14 protein-coding genes and 4 pseudogenes are annotated in these 16,139 nt (G+C 67.1%); 7 read left to right on the forward strand and 11 right to left on the reverse strand.

Translation table 11 applies throughout. The annotated features are described in order from the left end of the window. Positions 1 to 3 precede the first annotated feature (3 nt). A complete protein-coding gene (gene pip / locus B9C43_RS51365) occupies positions 4 to 885 on the forward strand; it encodes a prolyl aminopeptidase (RefSeq protein WP_084434611.1) in 882 nt (293 codons plus the stop codon). Positions 886 to 1,211: 326 nt separating this feature from the next. On the opposite strand, the gene B9C43_RS51370 is transcribed toward pip, so the two are convergent. The 3 genes and pseudogenes from B9C43_RS51370 to B9C43_RS59220 all read right to left on the reverse strand — a co-directional run. Then, complete coding sequence (locus B9C43_RS51370; protein ID WP_084434540.1) at positions 1,212 to 1,571, reverse strand: nuclear transport factor 2 family protein; 360 nt, start codon at positions 1,569 to 1,571, stop codon at positions 1,212 to 1,214. A 59-nt stretch (positions 1,572 to 1,630) separates the two neighbouring features. Further along, positions 1,631 to 2,458, reverse strand: coding sequence for a DUF1684 domain-containing protein (locus B9C43_RS51375; RefSeq protein WP_235039338.1), 828 nt, complete (start codon positions 2,456 to 2,458; stop codon positions 1,631 to 1,633). A gap of 180 nt (positions 2,459 to 2,638) precedes the next feature. After that, a pseudogene (locus B9C43_RS59220) lies at positions 2,639 to 2,851 on the reverse strand (TSUP family transporter); the annotation flags it as partial. Here B9C43_RS59220 and B9C43_RS59225 point away from each other — a divergent pair. Further along, positions 2,759 to 2,962: a hypothetical protein gene (locus tag B9C43_RS59225; RefSeq protein ID WP_235039341.1), complete on the forward strand. Its 204-nt coding sequence runs from the start codon at positions 2,759 to 2,761 to the stop codon at positions 2,960 to 2,962. The pseudogene B9C43_RS59220 and the gene B9C43_RS59225 overlap by 93 nt on opposite strands. 103 nt (positions 2,963 to 3,065) lie before the next feature. Here the strand turns inward: B9C43_RS59225 and B9C43_RS51380 are convergent. Further along, positions 3,066 to 3,221 (reverse strand): annotated as a pseudogene (locus B9C43_RS51380) (MBL fold metallo-hydrolase); the annotation flags it as partial. A 440-nt stretch (positions 3,222 to 3,661) separates the two neighbouring features. On the opposite strand from B9C43_RS51380, the gene B9C43_RS51390 reads away from it, so the two are divergent. Continuing rightward, the gene (locus tag B9C43_RS51390; protein WP_084434543.1) at positions 3,662 to 4,249 is read left to right on the forward strand and encodes a helix-turn-helix domain-containing protein; all 588 of its coding nucleotides are present in this window, start codon (positions 3,662 to 3,664) and stop codon (positions 4,247 to 4,249) included. 395 nt (positions 4,250 to 4,644) lie between these two features. Here the strand turns inward: B9C43_RS51390 and B9C43_RS60320 are convergent. From B9C43_RS60320 to B9C43_RS51405, 3 genes and pseudogenes are all read right to left on the reverse strand, one after another. After that, a pseudogene (locus tag B9C43_RS60320) lies at positions 4,645 to 4,689 on the reverse strand (hypothetical protein); the annotation flags it as partial. Positions 4,690 to 4,778: 89 nt separating this feature from the next. Further along, positions 4,779 to 5,357 carry a hypothetical protein gene (locus B9C43_RS51400; RefSeq protein ID WP_084434544.1) on the reverse strand — a complete coding sequence of 193 codons (579 nt, stop codon included), beginning with the start codon at positions 5,355 to 5,357 and terminating at the stop codon, positions 4,779 to 4,781. Between the two features lie 21 nt (positions 5,358 to 5,378). Beyond that, a pseudogene (locus B9C43_RS51405) lies at positions 5,379 to 5,536 on the reverse strand (glycosyl hydrolase family 18 protein); the annotation flags it as partial. A 230-nt stretch (positions 5,537 to 5,766) separates the two neighbouring features. Here B9C43_RS51405 and B9C43_RS51410 point away from each other — a divergent pair. The 4 genes from B9C43_RS51410 (at position 5,767) to B9C43_RS51425 (ending at position 12,643) form a co-directional block, all read left to right on the forward strand. Beyond that, entirely contained in the window at positions 5,767 to 8,757 is a 2,991-nt protein-coding gene (locus B9C43_RS51410) for an AfsR/SARP family transcriptional regulator (protein ID WP_235039330.1), read from the forward strand. A gap of 108 nt (positions 8,758 to 8,865) precedes the next feature. Continuing rightward, on the forward strand, positions 8,866 to 9,750 hold the full coding sequence (locus B9C43_RS51415; RefSeq protein ID WP_084434546.1) for a hypothetical protein: 885 nt from the start codon (positions 8,866 to 8,868) through the stop codon (positions 9,748 to 9,750). Between the two features lie 39 nt (positions 9,751 to 9,789). Then, positions 9,790 to 11,235, forward strand: coding sequence for a glycoside hydrolase family 19 protein (locus B9C43_RS51420; protein ID WP_084434547.1), 1,446 nt, complete (start codon positions 9,790 to 9,792; stop codon positions 11,233 to 11,235). Between the two features lie 22 nt (positions 11,236 to 11,257). Next, positions 11,258 to 12,643 carry a CHAP domain-containing protein gene (locus tag B9C43_RS51425; RefSeq protein WP_160097335.1) on the forward strand — a complete coding sequence of 462 codons (1,386 nt, stop codon included), beginning with the start codon at positions 11,258 to 11,260 and terminating at the stop codon, positions 12,641 to 12,643. A gap of 120 nt (positions 12,644 to 12,763) precedes the next feature. Here the strand turns inward: B9C43_RS51425 and B9C43_RS51430 are convergent, their stop codons facing one another. The 4 genes from B9C43_RS51430 to B9C43_RS51445 are packed head-to-tail and all read right to left on the reverse strand — an operon-like array spanning position 12,764 to position 16,138. Then, positions 12,764 to 13,228 (reverse strand): S26 family signal peptidase, encoded by a 465-nt coding sequence (locus B9C43_RS51430; protein WP_084434549.1) that lies wholly within the window; start codon positions 13,226 to 13,228, stop codon positions 12,764 to 12,766. After that, positions 13,225 to 15,027 (reverse strand): ABC transporter ATP-binding protein, encoded by a 1,803-nt coding sequence (locus B9C43_RS51435; RefSeq protein WP_084434550.1) that lies wholly within the window; start codon positions 15,025 to 15,027, stop codon positions 13,225 to 13,227. Before B9C43_RS51435 ends, B9C43_RS51430 begins: the two co-directional genes overlap by 4 nt. Next, positions 15,024 to 15,575 (reverse strand): TlpA disulfide reductase family protein, encoded by a 552-nt coding sequence (locus B9C43_RS51440; RefSeq protein ID WP_084434551.1) that lies wholly within the window; start codon positions 15,573 to 15,575, stop codon positions 15,024 to 15,026. The genes B9C43_RS51435 and B9C43_RS51440 overlap by 4 nt, the downstream gene beginning before the upstream one ends. Then, a complete protein-coding gene (locus B9C43_RS51445; RefSeq protein ID WP_143447202.1) occupies positions 15,572 to 16,138 on the reverse strand; it encodes a MauE/DoxX family redox-associated membrane protein in 567 nt (188 codons plus the stop codon). Before B9C43_RS51445 ends, B9C43_RS51440 begins: the two co-directional genes overlap by 4 nt. Between the last annotated feature and the right edge of the window lies 1 nt (position 16,139).

Consider the following 16,139-nt stretch of genomic DNA (forward strand, 5'->3'; position numbering starts at 1 on the left):
CTCGTGTACTGGGAGGAGTGCGGGAATCCTTCCGGCAAGCCGGTCGTCTTCCTGCACGGCGGCCCCGGTGGCGGATGTTCGCCGTCGCATCGCCGCCTGTTCGACCCGTCCGCCTACCGGATCGTCCTGTTCGACCAGCGCGGGTGTGGTCGTTCTCTGCCGCATGCTTCGGAGTCGGGCGATCTGTCCCTGAACACGACCTGGCATCTCGTCGCCGACATGGAACGGCTGCGGGAGTCGCTGGGCATCTCTCGCTGGCAGGTGTTCGGCGGATCCTGGGGATCGACGCTGGCACTGGCGTACGCGCAGACGCATCCGGAGCGGGTTTCCGAGCTGGTGCTGCGCGGGATCTTCACGCTGCGTTCGTCCGAAGTGGACTGGTACTTCCGAGGTGGAGCGGCGAACTTCTTCCCAGATCTGTGGGAGAAGTTCATGGCGCCCATCTCTGGGCTCGACGGCGATCCCGTCGAGTTGTACGCGAAGCTGCTGGCTGACCCGGATCCCGCGGTGCACGGGCCGGCGGCGGTCGCGTGGAGCACTTGGGAGGGCGCCACGGTGACGTTGCTGCCCCGGCCGGAGCTGGTGGCACAGTTCGCGGTGCCGGAGTACGCGCTGGCGTTCGCGCGGATCGAGAACCACTACTTCGTCAACAACGGGTGGTTGGAGGAGGGGCAGCTGATCCGGGACGCCGTGCGGTTGAAGGGCATTCCCGGGGTGATCGTGCAGGGACGGTACGACGTCGCCACGCCGGCGGTGTCGGCCTGGGATCTGCACAAGGCCTGGCCGGAGGCGGAACTGGTGCTGGTGCCGGATGCTGGGCACGCCTACGACGAGCCTGGCATCCTCAAGGCGCTGCTGGAAGCGACGGATCGGTTCCGCGGCTAGCGCAGACCCACCCACCGCCGGCTCGATGTGCAGCACGCGGCCACGGCGTTCACGCGGCCGGACAGTGTCAAAAGAGGACAGTCACGGTCGCGAAGCTCGCGCAGATGACCTCCGAAGCCGAACACGTGGGCGGGCGGACCGTCTCGCCGCAGGACACGGAGACATCGCATCCACGACCGCGTTCGTACAGCTGGATCTGGAGGGTCGCTCGTATACTTTGCCCGAATGACCCTTGTTCAAGCGTCTTTGGACATGCATGGGTCGTTCCGCGCGATCGGCTCCGCGTCCTGGTGAGCCCTGACGCGGAGCATCGTCGTCGGTAGTGGTTACTCTTCCGGCGGTGTGAAGTTGGCGTACTCCTCGATGCGGTCGATGAGACCGTTCTCGAATCGGAAGTACATCGCTACGGGCATGTCGATCCGATTGCCGTCGTTCAGCACGATACGAAGTACGTGCTGCTGGAGCACCTCGTTGTCCTGCTCGAACTGCCGGACGATGTCGTACCGTAGTGACTGCATGTTGGCGGCGCCCGCACGGAGCATTTCGATGGTGTCGTCGATCGCCTGTTCCCCTTGGCCGTTCCACACGGTGGCCTTGTCGGTGAACATCGCCCGCATGCCGGCGTAGTCACCCTGTTCAAAACGTCGTAGATACCGCACGACTGTCTCGCGCAACGTCTCCGTCATGATGCCAGGTTCTCCTTCGTTGAAAGTGGTCGTGCGGCGTACCCTTGCCGGGGTTCGGATCATTCGTCGGCGTGGACCGGGCCCCGTTCGCCCGCCTCCACACGGAGCGGAAGGTGGTTCCCCGCAGGCGGCAGCGGACAGGGAAACAAGTCGGAAAAAACGTGGTTGGGGACAATCGCCCGGTTGAAATCCAGACGGACGGTTGAACCCTCGGGCTTCGGCAGGATCAGCCAGCGGCCGATTCCCGGTGTCGCGCTGCCACTGGTGGAGTCGGTGAACACCACCAGAAGCAGTTCGCCGGTGGCGTACTCGACCGCGACCAGCCTGTGCCGTTCGCCGTTCAGTTCGACGATGATGTCACCAGGCGCCGGTATGGTGTCCTTGCTCGGCGGGTTGGTCAATCGTGTCACGTCGGCCACCCGGTCCGCGGGTGCCGGGACGTACTCGCCGTCGATGATCCAGGTCGGATCGAATGGGTAGGTCGCGATCTCCTTCAGCCGGGTCAGCGTGGGGGCGTGTGGGTCCCAGACGGTCAACGCCCCCATCCCGTCGTAGACGCCGACGATGCCGAAACGCCCATCGTGGAATTCGATGCTGGTCCGCGAGGCGAGTTCCACGGTGCCGTCCACAGGTTCGCCTGCGACCGACACTCCGTCCTCGGATGTCGCGGTGAATCGCACACTTCCCGCGGTGGGTGGGCTCCAGTGGCCAGGTACGCCCGGTATGGTCTGTTCCGATTCCGTGATCTTCGCCAGTACGGTGGTCGCCGCCAATCCCCGCGGTCCGGAAACCTCTTCCCACCGCTCTCGCCGCCACGTCTCGTGTTCGGCCAGTGCGCTTTCTTCGGAAACGTATTCCGTGGACGCCTTCCCCTGCTCGCCAGGCATGACTTCCTCCTTCGACGCTCGTGTTTTTCGTCGGCGTGTTGTTGGTCGTACATGCAGGTTTGCAACGTTTCGCCGATTTGGCAAATAAGTTTGCCAAATCGGCAAACCGTCCAATAGCTGGAGGCGGGGTGGCATCAACTGTCCCAACGTCGCACCCGCGATGGTGGCGGGAATGCCCACAGCGTCGAAGATCAGGGCGACGGGCCAGTGCACGATGCCAGCCCGTAACCGGGGCACCACCGCTGCTGCCGCCGATGCCCCGACTACCAGCAAGGAGGTGGGAACAGCCGCGGAGAGTGGTTGCGCGGCAACATAGACGAGGGCAGGCACCGCGAGAATGGAACCGCCCGCACCGAGCAGGCCCAGTGCAAGCCCGATGAGCAGCCCGGCCAGCGCGGCGGTCACCAGCACTGGTCAGGCCACCATCGGGATCCCGGCCGCGTCCGCGTGATCGAAGGCGTCGTCGATGAGGACCACGGTTTTGTGTGCGCGGGCGAGCAATGAGGCCGCGGCGGCGGCTCGATATCCGCTACGGCAGTAGCCAGACGATGCGCTGAATTGCGCTGCCGACGAGCCAGTTCCGCGGAGTGTTGCCTGCCAAGCAGATCAGCACCCACGTGACCCGCACACCCAGCCTGCCTGCCAGGTCGAGGATCCGATCGATGTCGCGTTGTGGGTCGATCACCGCGGCAGATTCGCCGTCGTGCGCGAGATAACTGCGGTCACCCAGCGACGATGTCTCGACTACCTGTACGTCCAGCATGCTCCGTCTTCTTCCCTGTCAGAGCGTCGCGAGCGTGATGTGCGGCTCCGCTCCGCGTGCCCAAAGTAAGTTGCCAATCTGTCAAACCCAGGAATGACCACCCACACGCCGGGCACGGCGGTGCGGCCGGTCCGATCCGCCTCGATGTACTCGCCCATAGGATGTGACGTCGGTTGGATCCCCAAGCCAGCAAGGAAACCGGCTCGCGCGACCATCCGTGGCGACACCGCCACCGCTTCGCGGGCGACCACCGCGCCGCTGGCCAGTCGCACGCCCACCAGACGGTCGTCGGCGATCTCCAAAGACGCAACTTCACCTACACGCACCACTACGTCGAATGTGTCGCTTGGCGCATCGGTCACGGCGATCACCTCCACAGCAACCGTGCAACGTCGATTACGGGCATGCAAATCTGTTTGCCAATGTGGCAAACTTGGCCAATGGACGACGACATCGACCGGGCGCTCGACGCGGTCGGCCCTCGGCTGCGCGCTCTGCGCCAGGAACGCGAAACGACACTCGCCGAGCTGTCGGCACGGACAGGCATCTCCATCAGCACCCTGTCCCGCCTTGAGTCCGGTAACCGCAGGCCGACGCTGGAACAACTGCTACCGCTCGCCCGGGCGCACGGCGTTCCGCTCGACGAGCTCGTCGACGCTCCGCCCACCGGCGATCCCCGTGTTCACCTGCGACCTATCACCTGTAAGAACGGCATGACCGTGCTGCCGCTCACCCGACGCCCCGGCGGCATCCAGGCGTACAAGTTCGTAATCCCCAGCAGCAAGCGCCCGCAAGAACCCCACCCGCAAAGCCACGAGGGATACGAATGGGTCTACGTCCTCAATGGACAGCTGCGACTCACTCTCGGCGAGCACGACCTGACACTGTCCCCCGGAGAAGCCGCCGAATTCGACACCCGCACACCACACTGGTTCGGCGCCGCCACCACCCAACCGGTCGAATACCTCTGCCTTATCGGCAGACAGGGTGAACGTGCCCACATCCGCGCCGCACCCAAGGCGACCTGACCCGCAAGGATTGCCCGCGCGTGGTCGGCGTGCGCGGGGTCAGCCGCCTCGTACACCACGAGGCTGCGCGCCAGTTCCGTCCAATCCCGACACCGAGCCAGCGCCTGGAGCAGCCGCTGCGGGGCGCACGGCTTCGTGCCGCGCCCCCTCACTGTCCACAGTGACCGCTGGATGCTGTTGCGATACAAGTCGATTTGGACGCACTGGAGCGACAAGCCGAGCACGTCCGGTGCAGACACATCCAGCGCTCCGCAGACGTGCACGAACCGAATCACGGTATAAGGATCTGGGCGTGGGCGATCTCCCCCGACTCGATCATCGCGAGCAGCGTGTCGAGCGACCTGGTCCCGGTAGACCGCGTCGACCAGCGACTCGCGGGTCGGGAAGTGCCGGTAGAGCGTGGCGATGCCAACTCCGGCCTCGCGGGCGATCGCACGCATCGACGGCTCGGCGTCAGCCGACCCCGAACATGCGGGTCGCCACCGCGCGGCGGTCAGGGCCTTCCGATCCCTGCGTCTCTGACCAGTACCTATGTGCTGGTGTCGTAGTGGACAATGGCTTCGTAACGCAGATCGCCGAAGGCCGCGATGAAATGCGTGCGCGTGTTCACGGGGGCGACTGCCTTGACCCCGATGTCGATGGTCGGCATCGACGCACGAGGTTCGACGGTCGCCTCGCTCGTGCAGGTGATCGATGCCTCGGCGCCGGTGCACCGCCAGTCGTCGCCGCTCGCCCCGGTGAAGTGGGTCTCCAGTCCCCGGCCGGGTTCGCTGGTCGGCTGTCGCTGTTCGAGCGAGAACTCGATCTTCGGTGCGGTGATCGGTTCTTCGCCGATGTTGTGGAAGGTCACGTACATCGTCGTGGTCTGGTGCCGGTGGCTGAACGTCCTCCACTCGCCTTCTCCCGACGGTGGGGTCCGGCGGCCGAACGAGTTCACCAGGACCTCGAACCAGTCTGCCGGAGGCGGTGGCGGCGACTCGGTCGGGACTTCGACGGGCGTCGAGGGCAGAGTGCCCGTCGGCTGTTGTGGCGTCGGTTGTGTTGGAGTTGGTGTCGGCGTTGTCGCGCAGCCGGTGAGGACCAGCATCGCGATCAGGATGCGTAACACCCTTCGAAATTACCGAAAACGGACCAGGTTGTAGCAGGAGTTCGCGAAGGCGGTGGGTTCTGCACGGCCTGGCCGAAGCCGCCGGACCAGGCCCAGCCGCCGAACGAGAAGATCACCTTGATCCGCGGGTGCGACTTCTTGAGCTTGCGCAACTGGTTGAAGTTGCCGCGCAACGCGCCCGCGTTCCCGGTCAAACCGGATGGCCGCATTCTCGACCAGGACAGGCGGGCCGCAGACGATCGTCGCAGTCGCCAAGGAGGCCGAACATCATGAGCGTCATGTTCAGCGACCGCTGAAACCCGGGAACGGTTGATTGACAGCGTTGTCAGCCCGTCCATAGCCTCGATGATCGCCGGACGGGGTCGCGCGGAAGTGCTCTCGCCGGCCAGGGGGGCATATGGAGTTCCGCGTGCTGGGTCCGATCGAGGTCATAGTCGCGGGATCGTCCGTTCGGCTTGGTGGGCCGAAGCCGCGGACGCTGCTCGCGATGCTGGCGGTGCGGACGGGCCGCATGGTTGTGTTGGAGCAGCTGATCGACGCGATCTGGGGCGAGAGTCCGCCGGACCGGGCCAGAGACGCGATCTACACCTATATCTCCACATTGCGCCGTGTACTGGGCAACGAGATCATCGTACGGTCCGGTGGCGGCTACCGCCTTGACGCCGAGCCCGATCAGGTTGACCTGCATGTCTTCACCCGCGAAGCGGCTGCGGCACGCCGCGCCTGGGCAGCGGGCAGGCCCGGCGAGACCGTGGCGCATTTCCAGGCGGCGCTGGCCGTGTGGCGAGGGCCCGCACTGGGTGGGGCGCAAGGCACCTGGGCTGAGAACGAGCGGGCGCGTTTCGACGAGTTACGCCTGGCCGCGCTTGAAGACAGGGTGGATGCCGACCTGGCAACGGGACGCGGCGAGGCACTCGTGGCCGAACTCACCGCGCTTGTCGCCGAACAACCGCTGCGCGAACGGTTACGTGGGCAACTGATGCTGGCTCTGTGCCAGGCGGGGCGCCCGGCTGACGCACTGGAGTGCTACCAGGAGGGCAGACGAGCGCTGCTTGAGGAGCTGGGACTTGAGCCCGGGCCTGTCCTGAGGGGCGCGCACGAACAGGTTCTGCGGTCGGAAGACGGGCCAGCCGAGCAATCCGGCGAGGAAATCGCCGTCCCGAGCCAGTTGCCGTTCGACATCGCCGACTTCACCGGGCGTGTCACCGAGGTCGCGACATTGCGCAAGCGCTTGGCTGAGGAAACGGCCGGGTCGCGGCTGTGCGCGATCTACGGCAAACCGGGCGCGGGCAAGAGCACTCTCGCCGTACACGTGGCACACCGCGTCCGCGAGCACTTTCCCGATGGTCAGCTCTACGCGGCGCTGCGCGGCGTGCGCGCCGACCCGGCTGAGGTGCTGGCGGGGTTCCTGCGTGCACTTGGTGTGGCCGATAGCGCGATTCCTGACGAGCCGGACGAGCGCGCGCACCTCTATCGCACGATGCTCGCCGACCGGCGGATCCTGGTCGTGTTGGACGATGCGGTCGGAGAACGGCAGGTCCGGCCACTTCTGCCCGGCGGACACGCTTCCGCTGTGCTCGTGACGAGCCGGGAGCGGCTCAGTGCGCTCGATGGCGCGGCACAACTGGGTCTGCACGTGCTGGCCGAAGAGGAAGCGTTGCAGTTGCTGGACAAGGTAGTGGGGGACGGTCGCGTCGCGAACGAACGAGACGCAGCAAGGGAAATCGTACGGTTGTGTGGCAGGTTGCCTCTGGCACTGCGAATCGCTGGAGCGAGGCTTGCCGCGCGGTCACGCTGGCGGCTGAGCCGCATGACTGACCGGTTGCGCAAGCGGCACCGCGTGTTGCAGGAGCTCGCCATCGGGGACCTGGAGGTACGCGGCAGTCTCGCGTTGAGCTACGACGGACTGCCCGGACGCGAGCGGATGGCCTTGCGCAGGCTTGGTTTGCTCGATGTGTCGTCGTTCGGCGGCTGGGTGCTGGCACCGCTGCTACGCTGTTCCGCCGCCGACGCGGAAGAGGCGGTCGAGAGACTTGTCGACGCCCAGTTGCTTGATGTGTCCACAACGGACGACAGCGGCTCACTGCGCTATCAGGTCCATGATCTGACCCGCGCGTTCGCACGGGAACGCGGCGAAGCCGAGGAAACCGTCGAGACGATCCGCACCGCGGTGGCGCGCGCGGCGGAGTGCTGGATCGGGCTCGTCGTCGCTGCCGGGCACGGCATGCCACGCGCGACCTTCGATGTGGTGCGAGCCCCGATTCTCGAGCAATACCTTGACGAACATGATCTCAACGAGATCGTGGTCGATCGCGAGGCATGGTTCGACGCGGAGGAGAACGCGTTGGTCGGGCTGGTCGAACGGGTCAGCGAACTGGACCTGACCGACGTCGCGACCCGGCTCGCGGCCGCGCTGTGCTCATCCCGGTTCGCCGTGCGCAATCTCTTCGGACAGTGGTGGCGGACGCACTCCGCCGCGCTCACCGCCGTCCGCAGAACTGGTGACCGCCTCAGTGAAGCACGGTTGCTCGCCGGGCTCGGATGGCTGCGGTACGAACAGGACTGCTTCATCGAGGCCACCGAATACTACGATCAGGCCCTGGTCGCCTACGAACGCAGCGGAGACCGGCACGGGCAGGCCATCACCAGGCTCGCGCTCAGCACCGTCCAACGAGAGCACGGTCAGCTCGCTGCCGCACAGTCCTCATTGGACCAGGTACTGACCGAACTGCGTCTGCTTGACGACCGGCCCGCGATCGCCCAAGCGTTGCACGGCATTGGCCGGGTGCTGACCGAGCAAGGCGAGCTGGACGCCGCGCTGACGGCGTGCACGCAGGCTTGCGCCGCGTACGAGAGCTTCGGCGACCGAAGCGGATGGGCCATTGCCCTGCGGTCGGTGGGAATCGTGCACCGGGCCGCCGGACGCCTTGACGACGCGGCACGTTGGTGCACCCGCGCCGTCGATGTCCTGCGCGGCCTTGATGACCGGCTGATGTCGGCGTACGCCGTGCAGGCGCTTGCGAAGGTCCGTATCCGGCAGGGACGCGGCGGCGAACTGCGCGAAGACCTGCTGGAGTGCATGCATACCTGCAACGAGATGCAGGACGGGTTCGGCCAGGCGTTGATGCTCCGCACCATCGGCGAGCTGGATCTGGCAGTGGGCCGGCACGCGGACGCCCGGCATCACCTCGAACGTGCCATCCAGTGGTGGGACGTGCTCGGCCTGCCAGTGTGGCGGGCGCGCACGTTGCGCGACCTGGCCACGACGCTGGACGGCCTCGGCGAGACAGCAGCCGCTGACACCGCATGGGCTGAAGCGTCTAGCGTTTTCCAGCTGCACGGCTGCCGGGAGGCCCACGAACCTCGTCGTTCTCCCCTGCGGGTTTTGGAGACTTTTTAGACCAGCCCGCACCGTCGTCCCCGGTTTCAGGTTCCGCTTTGAGGTTTCTTTCAGTCGTCGCCGCGAAGCTTCCCCCACCGCGTGAACAACACCGATGAGAGGACAACGATGAGGGTCACGAAGAACATCCTCGGTCGCGTCATCGCCGCTTCGCTGATCACCGGGATCGCCTTGGCCGGCAGCCAGTTCGCGGCCTCGGCTGGCGAGCTCCCAGCCGGAGCTGACCGGATCGGCGTACTGCGGAACGGTCACTTGTCGGTCAAGGAGGGCAGTCTGTTCGCCGCGTGGACGAGCCAGCTTGGCGACCTGCGGAAGTTCGAGATCGCGGGCGACCTGATCGGCGCGCTGACCACCGACGGCAGCCTGCTTGTCAAGGAAGGGAAACTGACCGCCGAGTGGGCGCTGCAGGCAACGGGCGTGCAGGATTTCCGGTTGTCCAGCAACCGGATCGCGGTACTGAGGGCTGACGGCTCGCTCGCGGTCACGGAAGGCCTGCACGGTCCGTTCGTCGAGCAGGCAACCGGAGTCACCGACTTCGAGGTGACGAACAACCGGATCGGCATTGTCACCACCGCGGGGACAGCGCTGGTCAAGCAGGGTGGCCTCACAGCGTCGTGGGTGGAGCAGACCGCTGGGGCCAAAGACCTTGAGCTGACCAGCACCCGCGTCGGCGTCGTCCGGACCGACAACTCGATCGCGGTGCGGGACGGCCTCGCAGGCACCTGGATCGAGCAGGCCAGCGGCGTGGACAAGCTCGCATTGGCTGGCGACCGCATCGGCGTCGTCCGTACGGACGGCTCGGTCGCCGTGAAGGACGGCCTGTTCGGAGCATGGTCGGAGCAGGCAGGCGAGGCTTCCGCCGTCGAGCTCGCGGGTGACCGCATCGGCGTGCTGCGCACCGACGGCACCGTCGCCGTCAAGGTCGGCCAGGGTTCCTTCGTCGATCAGACCGCGGGCGCGCAGCAGATCGGTCTCGCCGCCCCGGGCGCGTGAATTCCGTTCACCCATGACCAATCCCGGCAAGGAGCCGACGTGTTTTCGCTCAAGAACATTCTCGGCCGTTTGATCACGGCCACTGTCGTCATCGGAATTTCGCTCACCGCCATGCAGACAACCGCGACCGCGGGTGAACTGCCCCCGGGTGCCCACCGAATCGGTGTGCTGAACGGCGACACGCTACTGGTGAAGGAAGGAACCCTGTTCGCGACATGGACAACGCAGCTGAGCGGGGTCCAGAAGTTCGAGATCGCGGGTGACCGGATCGGTGTGCTGACCACGGACAACAAGCTCCTGGTCAAGGAAGGCACGCTGTGGAGCGACTGGACCGAGCAGGCGACGGGTCTGAAGGACTTCCGCATGACGGCCAACCGGATCGGCGCGCTGCGCACCGACGGCTCCGTCGCGGTCAAGGAGGGTGACCTCTACGCCCACTGGATCGAGCAGACCAACGGCGTCAAGGATCTGGAGCTGACCGCGACGCGGGTCGGCGTCGTGTTCGACAACGGCCTCGCCTCGGTCAAAGAAGGCAATCTCCACGCGAGCTGGGTCGACCAGATCGGCGATGTCGCTGATCTGGAGCTGTCAGCTGACCGGGTCGGTGTGTTGCGCACTGACGGTTCCGTCCTGGTCAAGGAGAGCAACCTGTGGAGCGACTGGACCGCGCAGGCCCCCGACGTCAAGCAGCTTGAACTGTCCGGCAGCTACATCGGTGTCGTGCTGAACAACGGCCTGGCCACAGTCAAGGAAGGCAGCCTGTACGCGACCTGGGTGAACCAGGTAGCCGACGTGCAGAACATGCAGATCGCGGGTGACCGCATCGGGGTGCTGCGCACCAACGGCACCGTCGCGGTGAAGGACGGCGGCCTTTACGGCGCATGGACCGAGCAGATGAACGGCACGCGTCAGTTGCAGCTCGCCGCACCGCCTGCCGCGGCGGCGGGCAGGCACGTCTCAGCCGCTGATCTGGTCAACATCTACGGTTCCGCGTACGCCACGGAGACCGTGGCAGCGGGTATCCCGAGTCTGAACGAGCAGATGGAGGCCGCGGGCATCACCTCACCGACCCGCAAGGCCGCGTGGGTCGCCACGCTGAAGCACGAGAGCGGTTTCCGTTACAACGCCGGTGAAGCAGGCAGCGGCGAGTTCTACAAGGGCCGCGGCTTCATCCAGCTGACCGCCGACTTCAACTACCGCGCCGCCACGAACTACTTCGGCCACGACTTCATCAACCACCCGGAGGACGCGGCGAAGATCGAGTGGAGCGCCAAGATCGCCCGCTGGTACTGGACGGTCCAGCGCAACATCAACGCTTCCGCTGACGTGTACGACATGGGCGGCGTCGGACGGGCGATCGGCTATCACCCCAGGCTCGACCCGACCGAGTCGCTCAACCGCTGTGCCTCGTACAAGAAGGCGCTCGCCTACTTCAATGGCGGCTCGCTCCCGGTCCCCGAGGCCTCCATCAAATGTCTTCGCTGAAACACGTGAAGGAGGAGAAGAAATGAACACCAAGACCAAACGCACGCTCACCACGATCCTCGCCGCCGCTGTCATGGGCCTGCTCGGCACGGTGCCGGCCGCCGCGGACACGCGGACCGACGTCCGTGATCTGGCCGCCGCGAACCTGGGCAAACAGACCTGCAGCACCAACAGTCTCGGCGGCCAGGGTTTCGCGGGCAGCTGCGCCGCGAGGCACGCCTGGTGTGCGGACTTCGCGAGATGGGTGTGGGGCAGCAGCAAGCTCAACGTCGACCGGCTCAACGCGGGGGCGGGCAGCTTCTACCTGTACGGCCAGCAGAAGGGCACGCTGCACACCGACCCGAACTACGTCCCGCAGATCGGCGACGCGGTGGTCTTCGACTACAACGGCAACGGCTGGGCCTCCCATGTCGGACTCGTCGACACCGTGTACGCCAACGGCACGATCCGCACGATCAACGGCAACTTCGGCGGCACTGGCCCGATGAACTCGACCGTCCAGTTCGCCACCGGTGGTGGCCGGGTCGGCCAGTTCATCGGATCTCAGCGGATTTCCGCGTTCGTCAGCCCGGTCGGCCTGACCGACCCGGTGAAACCCGCGACACCACGGATCGGCGTGCACTTCGCCACCAGCAAGGTTTCGGTCAAAGAAGGAAACCTGTTCGCGCAGTGGACCGACGTGCACGGCGGTGGCATGGTCAAGTCCGAGGCGCACGGCGACATGGTCGGCGTGCTGAGCCCGAGTGGTGACCTGTATGTCAAGCAGGGCAACCTGTTCCAGGGCTGGCTGCACATGGCGGGCAACGTCAAGGACTTCGCGCTGGAGTCCAACAAGGGCCGCGTCGCGGTGCTCGGCACCGACGGCAAGGTCTTCGTCAAGGAGGGCGGCCTGCAGGGCACGTGGGTCGAACAGGCATCGAACGTCAAGGAGGTCGAGCTCTCCGGCACCTACATCGGCGTGATCACCGATGACGGCACGGTTTCGGTCAAGGAAGACAACCTGTGGGCGCCATGGGTCCCGCAGATGACTGGTGCCGCGGACCTGGAGTTGGAAGCCAGCCATGGCCGGGTCGCCGTGGTCCGTGAAAACGGATCCCTCGTGGTGAAGGAAGGCGGCCTGCACGCCCCCTGGGTCGAGCAGACCTCTGGCGTCACGGACATCGACCTGTCCCGTGACTACCTTGGCGTCGTGTTCGAGAGCGGCCTCGCCTCGGTCAAGCACGGCAACCTGTACGCAGGCTGGCTCGACCAGGCGGGCGATGCGGCGAAGATCGAGGTCGACGCCCCCGCCGGCCGCGTGGGTGTGTTGCGCACCAACGGTTCCCTGACGGTCAAGGATGGCGGCCCGCACGGCGCGTGGACCGAGCAGACCAACGGTGTCAGCGACTTCCAGTTGACGAACTACTGATTCAACGCTGCTGGGTTCGATTCTGTTGGGCCACGACCGCGCGGTCGTGGCCCAACAGGGTCTCACCTGCTCGCGATTGAGCCGCAATGTGCGGCCGGTCGCGCTTGTTTTCGTGACATGTCACGAGAAATCCGAACGGATTCGCCGAGACGGCACCACCCGGCCGATGACCCGGTCCACCGGGATGGGCCCGAGGTGCCGGGAATCGTGGCTGTGCGCGGGGTTGTCGCCGACCACGAGCAGGCTTCCCGGAGGCACCACCTCACCGGCGGCGAGAACCCCGGCCGCGGCTGCCGGCACGAGGTCCCCGCCGACCGCGGCCACCCTTTTGATCAGCCACCGGCGGTCGAGGTCGCCGGGGCCAGGTGGCGGCAGATGCCACGTCGACCGGTTCCCCAAGAGCACCGGGGCCTCGACCACGACGATGTCACCGGCCTGCGGCGTTGTCTTGACCCGCCGGGCGAGCACCCGGTCGCCGGGGTTGAAGGTCGGGCGCATGCTGTCGCCCTCCACCGTCACGCTGACCCAGCGGCGCGCCAGCCTGGTGCGCAGCCAGGCCCCGTAGGTCCGGCCGGAGCGGGTCATGCCGGGGCGTATCCGTTGGCCTGGATGCGAAACAGCCGGGCGTAGGTGGCATCCCTGCCGAGCAGTTCGCGGTGCGTTCCGAGGTCCTCGACCCGACCGTCGACCAGCACTGCGATCCGGTCCGCGTCCCGCACGGACCCGAGACGGTGGGAGATCAGCACGCTTGTGCGCCCGGCCCGGTGGGCGGCGAGACGAGTGTGGATCTCGTGCTCGGCCTCGGCGTCCAGGCCCGAGGCCGGCTCGTCGAGGATGAGCAGGTCCCGTTGGTCTCGCAGGAACGCGCGGGCCAGGGCGACCCGCTGCCACTGGCCACCCGACAGCAGAACGCCGGTGTCGTCGTCCTCGTCATGGAACAACCTGGACAGCATCGTGTCGTATCCACGAGGGAGGCCGGTGAGCATGTCGTGGACGCCCGCCCGCCGGGCGGCGTCCTCGACCCGGTCCTTCATCGCGGTGTCAGGTTGCAGTTCATCCGCGCCGTCCACGTCGCCGAGCCCGATGTTCTCCGCCGCGGTCAGCTCGTAGGACATGAAGTCCTGGAACACGGCGCCGATGCGGGTGCGCAACTGCTCGACCGGCATGTCGCGCAGGTCCACCCCGTCCCACAACACCGAGCCCAGGGTCGGGTCGTAGAACCGGCACAGCAGTTTCACCAGCGTGCTCTTGCCCGCCCCGTTCGGGCCGACCAGCGCCAGGGACTGTCCGAACGGGATGGTCAGGTTGATCCCGCGCAGTGCCCACGGGTGGTCCTCGCTGTACCGGAACCACACGTCCCGCAGTTCGATGCCGTCACTCAGCGTGGGCACCGGTGCCGGGTCGGGCGGGCAGGGCAGGTCGGGCTCGGCGCTGGTCACTTCCTGGTAGTGGCCGAACAGCAGCAGCGCGTTGTGGGCTGTGCCGAGCCTGCCCGCGATGGCCGTGATCGAGGCCTGGGTACCGGCCATCGCGGCCAGGAACACCGCGACGTCACCGACGGTCAGCAGGCCGCGGCCAGCGGCGAGGATCGCCCAGACCAGCCCGGCTCCGGCTACGGCGGCGCCGAGTATCCCAAGCAGCCCCTGCACGCCGAATTCCCGCCGATCCATCCGGCGCCGTTCGGCGTTGACGTGCGCGAATTCGGTCAGCATGCGCCTGCGGAACAATGCGCTGAGGCCGAGCAGCCGGATCTCCTTGGCCGCGTCCAGACTTGTCATCAGGTCGGCGTAGAAGAACTGTCGTCGTTCGGTCGGGCTCAGCGCGGTCAGCATGGTGGCCCGCCGGCGGCTGAGCTGGATCTCAGCGACAAGTGCGGGCACCGCGGCGACCAACGCGGCCGCGGCCAGTACCAGGCTCAGCGTGGCGAGCGATCCGAGGAAGCCCAGCAGGGTGATCAGCGACTGCACGCCGCCCACGATCGACTCCAGGATCAGCCGCGGGCCGCTGTCGCTGTGCAGTTGCGCCATCCGCAGCCGGTCCTGGAACGCGGGCTGCTCCAGGCGCGCCAGCCCGGCCATGCGGCCGGTCGCGGTGTACAGCCGGTCCCTGGTCAGCATGGCCACCCGGCGTTCGAGCTCGGCTGACAGGTACTGCGAGCCCTGGACGACCACGATCGTGAGCACACCGGCCGCCGCGAGCGCGAGCGCCGGCCACACCAGGTCGTCCGTCCGGCCCGCGACGAGCCGGTCGAGCACCAGTTTGGTGAACCACGCAGCGGCCACTGGAACGATCCCGGTGAGCGCTCCGGCCGCCAGGTGCCCGAGCAGTAACGCCGGCGCGGCACGCCACGCCACGCCCAACGCGGTGGCAGCGCCCCCGATCATGTCCGGGAGACGTCCGCCGGCGTGGGCAGCCCGGCCATCTCCGAGGCGCTCGCCACCACCGTTCCGGCCGGGTCGACGAGGCACAGTGCCGGGACACCTCGCACGGAGAACGCCCTGCCGAGGGGCCCGTCCGGCGCCTCGGTCACCACCCTGGCGACCGCGCCGAGCTTCGCGACCAGGTCGGCCACCTCATCGGTGGCCCCGTGGGCCACGGCCAGCACCCGATCGCGCCCAAGGACGCGGGCCCGATCGAGGAACGCGGGCAGGTTCTCGCCACAGGCCGGGCAGTCGGTGGAGAAGAACCCGACGAGCGTGGGATCGAGCAGGTCGCTGAGGGAGACCGTCTTCCCGTCAACGGTGCGAGCCTCGAACGGCGCCACCTTGGCACCCCGGGGCGCCATGATCGGCGGCATCGGGTCCGTTGTGGACAGTGCCTGCTCGATCAGCGCGGCGTGCGTGCGCAACCTCTTGACTACGCCCAGGGTGAGCACGAGATCGACGAGCACGAGTACGCCGAGCACGGTCACCGCGATGATTACCACGGTCATCGATTTCCCCTTACGCCATCCCCGACCCGGGTCGCCGGGCGAAACAGGTCAACAAGATCGTCGAACCGCACCAGGAGCAGGCCGAACGCGCCACCGGCAACGCCGGACACCAGCGCGGCTCCCGGTTGTGGCGCGCCACCTGCGGCCGCACCTGCCAGCCCGACACCGGCCACGATCAGCAGCACCGCGTTGCGCATCACGTGCGGCCACCCCAATGGTGTGGCGCCTGCCCCAAAACACCGGCAGGGTGTCCGATCGCCCCGGCGCAGCGACATCACGATCGCCCCCGTGAAAACCATCAGCAACGCCGCCGCACCGGCGAATCCGGCGACCTCGGCGAGCGGGTCACCCAGCACCACGGCGCCGGCGAGCGCGGCGGCGATGGCCGGTTCGGCCACCACCACCGCACCTGCCGCCCAGGTCCGCAGGCTCGGCGGCAGCAGACGCAGGAGTCCCGTCGACGCCATGAAGGCGCGCCACCGCCCGCCGCCGAGCTTGCCCGCCGCCGAGACTCCGAACACCACGCACATCAGCACGGCGCAGCCCGGCGTAACCTGATTCACC

It is taken from the genome of Kibdelosporangium aridum (assembly GCF_900176515.1).
GTDB classification, from domain to species: Bacteria; Actinomycetota; Actinomycetes; order Mycobacteriales; family Pseudonocardiaceae; genus Kibdelosporangium; species Kibdelosporangium aridum.